2 protein-coding genes are annotated in these 1,648 nt (G+C 72.9%); both read right to left on the bottom strand.

Features of this window, described 5'->3' with window-relative positions:
- Positions 1-86: 86 nt before the first annotated feature.
- The gene (locus ACNFOC_RS54130) at positions 87-1,004 is read right to left on the bottom strand and encodes a hypothetical protein (protein WP_416966278.1); all 918 of its coding nucleotides are present in this window, start codon (positions 1,002-1,004) and stop codon (positions 87-89) included.
- Positions 1,001-1,648 (bottom strand): PEP-utilizing enzyme (locus ACNFOC_RS54125; protein WP_416966277.1); only part of this gene is annotated, 648 nt, incomplete at its 5' end. The genes ACNFOC_RS54125 and ACNFOC_RS54130, both read right to left, overlap by 4 nt.

Here is a 1,648-nt window from a genome sequence, read left to right as displayed (position 1 = left end):
ACCCGGGGTGCTCGGGGACGGGGGGCGCCTTGGCATCGTACGTCCGGTTCGCGCGTCCGGTTCGCGCGTCCGGTTCGCGCCTCGGGTCAGTCGTCGTCCGCGTCCGTGTCGCCCATGCCCATCACCGTGAGGTGGGCGCGGTCGAGGGCCGCGTCCTCCAGGCAGCCGCGCAGCCGCATACGGTCGTGTTCGGCGAGCGCGGGCCGTACGACCCCGGCGAACATGCCGTCGCCGAGGCTGCCGAGCATGGCGTGGTTCAGCGGCACGGAGGTGGAGTCCCGGCAGCGCTCCCAGACCTGTTGCGCGGCGAGCGCCTGCCGTTCGGCCGTCATGTCCGCGCCCCGCACGTCTACCTGGACGAGCACCGAGGTCGCTTCCGAACCGCTCACGCTCTGCTCCCGGGTCTGGGTGAGATCGGCGAGCCCGACGACGAGCGCGGCGAGCAGGGCGGCCCCGACGACACCGATGACGGCCATGCGGGCGACGCGGCCCTTGGAAGGCCGGCCCAGTGCGGGCCGATCCTCCAACTCACCCACCACTCCCGGCTGTTCGGGGGCGGCGAGGACGGCGAGGCGTCCCGCGAGCCGCCGTTCGGCCGGGCGTCCCGTCGCGGACGCGATCCGTTGCACCACCCAGGCGAGCCCGGACAGCAGCACCCCGGTGACCATGAGGACGGGCACGAAGACGTACGTACGGTCGGCGGTGTCCTCCAGCCAGCGGAAGCGGGCGCCCTCGCGCTCGACGGACGCCTGCCGCAGCCGGGCCAGCACATCTTCCTGACGTACCGTCAACTCCCGTTGCCTGGCGTCGCTCTCCATCACCCGTTCCTCGATCCGGGTGAGCCGGGTCAGCAGCACGATGCCGAGCAGCATCACCTCGACGACCAGCAGCAGGATCCCGCACAGGATGGCGCGCTGCCACTGCCAGCGGTACAGGTAGACGACGAGATACGTCCCCGCCCCGGCGGCGGCCAGGCTCCCGAAGACGTACGCGATCCGCCTCATCGCGCCTCTCCTGTCTTTACGTCCTTTACGTCCTTTGTGTCTGCCTTTACGTCCGCTGTCTTCACGTCACCGGTGGTTCCGTCGACGGCGACGCGTGACCCGGGCGGGAAGCGCCGTACCGCGTCGGTCGCACCGACCACGGCAGGCAGCCCGAACTCCCTTGCCAGCACGGCGAGATGGGACAGCGGGCTGCCCGTCTGGGCGACCAGTCCCGCGAGTCCGGGCAGCAGCGGGGCCAGGGCGGGGTCGAGGGTGCGGACGACGAGCACGGCGTCGGAGGGGCGCGGCCCGGCCCCGTCCCAGACCGTCCCGACGGCCCGCCCGCCGGACGCACCTCGGCCGTCACCGTCACCGTCACCGTCGCTGTCGGTGCGCTCGGCGACCACTGTGCCGTCCGCGAGGCGGAAGGCATCCGGCAACGGCGGCGACTCGGCCCGCGGCACGCGCGCGTGGAGATCGCCGGGCAGGGGGTCGCCTTCGAGTACGGCGGCCAACTCCGGCCAGCGCAACAGCTCCACGCGGTCCGCGGCCGGGCCGAGCCGGCGTGCGACATCCCGCACGAGGCGCACTTGTAGCTCCTGCACCCAGCGGATCCGGAGGCGAAGGGCTTCTCGGGGTGGGAGCACGGGGGTGCGGTGGGGGAG

The organism is Streptomyces colwelliae (assembly GCF_048158785.1).
Classification (GTDB): domain Bacteria; phylum Actinomycetota; class Actinomycetes; order Streptomycetales; family Streptomycetaceae; genus Streptomyces.
Note: the sequence above shows the minus strand (reverse complement) of the source record. Positions and strands in the feature narration are given on the sequence as shown.